Source organism: Nocardioides pelophilus (genome assembly GCF_014180685.1).
In the GTDB taxonomy this organism is placed as follows: domain Bacteria; phylum Actinomycetota; class Actinomycetes; order Propionibacteriales; family Nocardioidaceae; genus Nocardioides; species Nocardioides pelophilus.
The window spans coordinates 1-5,443 of the sequence record NZ_JACEHF010000230.1 but is presented as its reverse complement, the minus strand read 5'-3'; the positions used below and the strand labels follow the sequence as shown (position 1 = coordinate 5,443).

Annotated in this window: 5 protein-coding genes; 1 reads left to right on the top strand and 4 read right to left on the bottom strand. The window is 71.7% G+C overall.

The genetic code is table 11. The features are described 5' to 3' along the window. The 4 genes from H0488_RS21860 to H0488_RS21845 all read right to left on the bottom strand — a co-directional run. A partial coding sequence (locus tag H0488_RS21860; protein ID WP_446685635.1) for a DUF7059 domain-containing protein occupies positions 1-299 on the bottom strand: 299 nt, incomplete at its 3' end. 1 nt (position 300) lies between these two features. Then, positions 301-1,599 carry a hypothetical protein gene (locus tag H0488_RS21855; RefSeq protein ID WP_183101320.1) on the bottom strand — a complete coding sequence of 433 codons (1,299 nt, stop codon included), beginning with the start codon at positions 1,597-1,599 and terminating at the stop codon, positions 301-303. A gap of 180 nt (positions 1,600-1,779) precedes the next feature. Further along, entirely contained in the window at positions 1,780-4,065 is a 2,286-nt protein-coding gene (locus H0488_RS21850; protein ID WP_183101319.1) for a sodium-translocating pyrophosphatase, read from the bottom strand. A gap of 122 nt (positions 4,066-4,187) precedes the next feature. Further along, the gene (locus H0488_RS21845; RefSeq protein WP_183101318.1) at positions 4,188-4,520 is read right to left on the bottom strand and encodes an STAS domain-containing protein; all 333 of its coding nucleotides are present in this window, start codon (positions 4,518-4,520) and stop codon (positions 4,188-4,190) included. Positions 4,521-4,636: 116 nt separating this feature from the next. Here H0488_RS21845 and H0488_RS21840 point away from each other — a divergent pair. Further along, positions 4,637-5,443 (top strand): DEAD/DEAH box helicase (locus H0488_RS21840; protein ID WP_220794887.1); only part of this gene is annotated, 807 nt, incomplete at its 3' end.

Here is a 5,443-nt window from a genome sequence, read left to right as displayed (position 1 = left end):
GCCGCCACCTCCCCGCCCGACCGGGCGAGCATGCCCGCGGCCGCGAGGCGGTCGACCAGCCCGGGCAGCGCCCGGTCGGCCGCGGCCGACGGGACGGCGTCCTGCAGCAGGAAGAGCCGGATCAGCGTGGCGAGCGGGCCGTGGTCCGTCGCCCGGCGCGAGGCCGGGGTGGTCTCGTTGCGCGACAGCGCGGTGAGCGCCTCGTCGCCGAGCACCTCAGCGACCCCGTCGAAGGTGAAGTCGGCCGCGAGCAGCGCGTCGCGGAGCGGCCCCGCGAGCGCGACGGAGGCAGGGCCCACCTCAGCCGATCTTGATTCTCGGCGACTTCGCGAAGAAGCACCGGGCGCCGAGGGTCCACTTGGGATCGATCCGCGCGTAGTACTTGCCGTTCTTCGGACGCTTGGACACGCCGACGGCGTACCTCCCGCCGTCGGTGGTCCGGTCCGACCCGATCTGCCGGTCGGGTCCCTTGACCTCGCGGAAGACGGTCACCGCTCGGCGCGGCACGCACTGGTCGAAGTCGGCACGCACGATGCCCTTGAACCGCTTGCGCTTCGCCACGTAGCGCAGCGTCGCGGTCGTCGTCGACTGCGCCGGGCAGCCGTTGCTCAGCAGGCCGTACTGCTCGGGGCACTGGTCGTCGAGCCAGCCCGACTTGTCCTGGTCGGGGTCGAGGCCCCGCGGGGTCGAGTCGCAGGCGTTGCCCTTGCCCTCGGTGCCGTCGGGCGTGCCCGGGGTGCCGTACGGGTAGTTGTTGTCGAGCGCGGCGTCGTCGTCGGCCTGGGACGGGTTGGAGGCGTCGGGGCAGTTGTCGATGCCGTCGATGACGCCGTCACCGTCGCGGTCGTTGGCCCGCAGGTCGATCGCGTCGGTCGTCAGGGTGCTCCAGGCGGGAGCCGAGAGGCCGGAGAACTTGCCGGTGCCGAGGACGTCCGCCTTGGCGGCGGAGATCAGCCCGCCGGCGTTGAGGTTGGCCCCGGACTCGCTGGTCGTGCCGATGACCATGGTGACCGGCCCGGCCAGCTGTACGCCGGCGGCGGTGAGGTCGGTGCGCGCCAGCGCGAAGGCGACGTACGCGCCGTTGGTGCCGGAGTAGCTGGCCGAGTTGAGCGCGGTGGCGGGGATCGACGCGAGCTGGGTGCCGGCGGTCTTCGCGCCGGCGTTGGCGCCGCCGTCGAGGTAGGTGATGGTGTCGGCGGCGTCGTCGTAGCGCACCGCCCGCTCCCAGCCGGCCGGGTTGGCGTCGGTGTCGATCTGGAGGACGTAGGCGCCGGAGTTGGGGGGCAGCGCGGCCACGTGGAAGCGCACGTAGATGTACTCGAGGTCGGCCGACATGAACACGGTGGCCGGGTCCGTCGCGGCGTCGACCGGCGTCAGGTCGAGGTGCGCCGTGGCGAAGTCGCCGGCGGCGTCCGTCATCGGGCCCGTGGTCCCGTCGGCGGTCTTGAGGACCGGCGACCAGAGGTCGCTGCTCGGACCCGGGATCGCCGGATCGGCGGCCTGCGCGGCCGGTGCGCTCACCACGCCGAGCCCGCTCACCACCAGTGTCGCTGCCGCTCCCAGGCCCAGCGCTCGAAGTGCCCCCATGCGTACCTTCATCACTCCACCGTCTCCCGATCGCCCTGCGCCCGTGCGCAGGGGCCCTCTCCGCGGATCGTATCCCGCAGATCGCGACGGCCTCCGCGAAAGCCAGGAAACGAACCGACCCGGCCTCCGCAGGGAGGCCGGGCCGGCTCGTCCGGACGGTTGGGTCCGGGCTATTTCTCTCGTGCCGTGCGGTCAGGCAGCCTCGACCGGGTCGGCCGGTGCGTCGACGTCGTCACCCATCGTCGACACCCGCTGCTTCGAGATGTAGACCGCGATCGCGATGCCGGCCGCGGCCGCGACCGCGATCAGGATCCGCACCGGGTCGTTCTCGTCCTTGCCGTAGGACAGGCTGACGACCGCCCCGACGATGAGCAGCGAGACCAGGTTCATCACCTTGAGCAGCGGGTTGATCGCCGGACCAGCGGTGTCCTTGAACGGGTCACCGACGGTGTCGCCGGTGATCGTCGCCGCGTGGGCCTCCGACCCCTTGCCGCCGTAGTGGCCGTCCTCGACCAGCTTCTTGGCGTTGTCCCAGGCACCACCGGCGTTGGCGAGGAAGACCGCCATCAGGGTGCCGGTCGCGATCGCACCGACCAGGAAGCCGGCCAGGGGTCCGACGCCGAGACCGAAGCCCACGGCGACCGGAGCCAGGATCGCCAGGATGCCGGGCGTGGCCAGCTCGCGGAGCGAGTCGCGGGTCACGATGTCGACGACCTTGCCGTACTCCGGACGGCCGGTGCCCTCCATGATCCCGGGGATCTCCCGGAACTGGCGACGCACCTCCATGACCACCGCGCCGGCAGCACGGCCGACGGCGTTGATGGCGAGGCCGGAGAAGAGGAACACCACGCCCGCACCGAGCAGCGCACCGACGATCAGCTTGGCGTCGTAGACGAGGAACGAGGCCTCGAGCTCGGCGGCGCCGACGGCGCCGATCTCCTCGAACGCGCTCTGCGTGTACGACGCGAACAGCGCGCTCGCGGCGAGAACGGCGGTGGCGATCGCGATGCCCTTGGTGATCGCCTTGGTGGTGTTGCCGACGGCGTCGAGCTCGGTGAGGATCTTCGCCCCCTCCTCGCTCACGTCGCCGGACATTTCGGCGATGCCCTGGGCGTTGTCGGAGACCGGGCCGAAGGTGTCCATCGCGACGATCACGCCGACGGTGGTGAGCAGGCCGCAACCCGCGAGGGCGACGGCGAAGAGCGCGAGGCCGGTCGAGCCGCCCGCGAGCAGCGCCGCGCCGAAGACCGCGGAACCGATCACGATCGCGGTGTAGACCGCCGACTCGAGACCCACCGAGAGGCCGGAGAGGATCACCGTCGCGTGCCCGGTGAGGGAGGTCTTGGCGACGTCCTTGACCGGGCGGTGGTCGGTGCCGGTGAAGTAGCCGGTCAGGGCCAGGATCGCGGCGGCGAGCACGATGCCGATGACGACCGCGCCCGAGGCGAAGACCGCCGGGGACAGGTCGGCCTCGACGCCGGTGCCGAACTCGCTCCACTTGCTCGGGAGGTAGACGAACGCCGCGATCGCGCTGGCGATCGCACCGAAGGCCGCCGACATGTAGAACGCGCGGTTGATCGTCTTGAGGCCGCTCTCACCGGCGCGGGGCTTGGTGAGGTAGACGCCGGCGATCGCGGAGAGCGCGCCGATCGCGGGGACGATGAGCGGGAACACGAGGCCCTTGTCGCCGAACGCCTGCGAGCCGAGGATCAGCGCGGCCACCAGGGTCACGGCGTACGACTCGAAGAGGTCGGCTGCCATGCCGGCGCAGTCGCCGACGTTGTCGCCGACGTTGTCGGCGATGGTGGCGGCGTTGCGGGGGTCGTCCTCGGGGATGTTCTGCTCGACCTTGCCGACCAGGTCGGCGCCGACGTCGGCGGCCTTGGTGAAGATGCCGCCGCCGACCCGCATGAACATGGCGAGCAGCGCGGCACCGAAGCCGAAGCCCTCGAGCACGTGCGGGGCGTCGTCCTGGAAGGCGAGCACGACGACGCTGGCGCCCAGCAGGCCGAGGCCCACGGTCGCCATGCCGACGAAGGCGCCGGTGCGGAAGCCGATGTTCATGGCCGGGTCGCGGCCGACCTCGTTGGCGGCCGCCGCGACGCGCAGGTTGGCGCGCACCGCGAGGGACATGCCGAGGTAGCCGATCGCGGCCGAGAACCCTGCTCCGACGAGGAAGAAGACGGAGCGGAAGATCCGGACGGTGGCGTCGTCGGCGGGCAGTGCCATCAGTGCGAAGAAGGCGATGGCGGCGAAGACCGCGAGCGTCCGGAACTGGCGCTGCAGGTAGGCGTTGGCGCCTTCCTGGACGGCCTGCGCGATGCGGCGCATGTTCTCGGTGCCCTCGCCGGCGGCGAGCACCTGCGAGCGGAACAGGACGGCCATCGCGAGCGAGCCGAGCGCGATCGCTGCCACCAGGGCAACCAGCACGAAGTCACCGCCTTCGACCTCCACGACAGCGGGAAGGATCCCGGGCATGCGTTTCCTCCAGGGGAGAGATTCAGGGACGGGTCAACGGACCCAGGTCATGGAACGGGCCGGAGTCTACGCACGGTGTGGCCCACAACACACGGTGGGTGTGAGCGGGATCACTCGTCGCGTCAGGCGAGCGCTGCTTCGGCCGACTCGTGGATCGTGAAGACCTTGGCGAGCCCGGTGATCCGGAAGATCTTGAGCAGCCGGTCCTGGTTGCAGACGAGCTGGAGCGAGCCGTCGTGGGCGCGGACCTTCTTGAGGCCGCCGACCAGGACGCCGAGACCGGTCGAGTCGAGGAACTCGACCTGCTCCATGTCGATGATCAGGTCGTAGCTGCCCGCGGCGACGAGCTCGGTGATCGTGTCGCGCAGCTTCGGAGCGGTGTAGACGTCGATCTCGCCACCGACAGCAACGACGGTCCGCCCACCGACCTCGCGCGTCGAAAGTGTCAGGTCCACGTGTCCATCCCAGGAGATCGCAGTTTCGTCGTCGATATCAAACCACGACCACCTAACCACGGACGAGCGCAGGTGGTCGGGCTCTTTTGTCGGGGGCGGCGAGGAGAATGGCCCTCATGCCCACCGCCCCCGCCGTCGCGCTCGACCCCGTGGCGCTGGTCGGGCGGCTGGCCGCGGGCCCTTCGCGGGCCGACCGGCTGACCCACCTGGAGCGGGTCCCGGCCCGGGAGGCGGTGACCGCCGACTGGCCGGGGTGGGCCGACCCCGAGGTCGTCGCGGCCTACTCCTCCCGCGGCGTCGCGCAGCCCTGGCGCCACCAGGTCCGTGCTGCCGAGCATGCGCACGCGGGCCGGCACGTCGTGGTGGCGACCGGGACCGCGTCGGGCAAGTCGCTCGCCTACCTGCTGCCGGCGCTCACGGCGATCCGCGCCGGTCGCGGCCCGCGCGGCCAGCGCGGGTCGAGCACTCTCTACCTCGCGCCGACCAAGGCCCTCGCCCAGGACCAGCGGGCGTCGATCGACGCGCTGGGCCTCGATGTCCGGATCGCGACCCACGACGGCGACAGCCCGCAGGAGCAGCGCGACTGGACCCGCGACCACGGTGAGTACGTCCTGACCAACCCCGACATGCTGCACCGCTCGCTCCTGCCGGCCCACGACCGGTGGGCCCGCTTCTTCGCGACGGTCGACTACGTCGTCGTCGACGAGTGCCACCACTACCGCGGGGTGTTCGGCGCCCACGTGGCGCAGGTGCTGCGCCGGCTCCGGCGGGTGTGCGCCGCCCACGGCGCCTTCCCGACCTTCGTCCTCGCCTCGGCGACCGTGGCCGAGCCGGACCTCGCGGCCCGCCGGCTCACCGGTCTCGAGGTCGCGGCAGTGACCGACGACGACTCGCCCCGCGGCGAGGTCGCGGTCGGGCTGTGG

What these genes read in the sequence shown, in the direction of transcription:
- H0488_RS21855 (WP_183101320.1), bottom strand. Translation starts at nt 1,599, where the DNA reads ATGAAGGTACGCATGGGGGCACTTCGAGCGCTGGGCCTGGGAGCGGCA.
- H0488_RS21850 (WP_183101319.1), bottom strand. Translation starts at nt 4,065, where the DNA reads ATGCCCGGGATCCTTCCCGCTGTCGTGGAGGTCGAAGGCGGTGACTTC.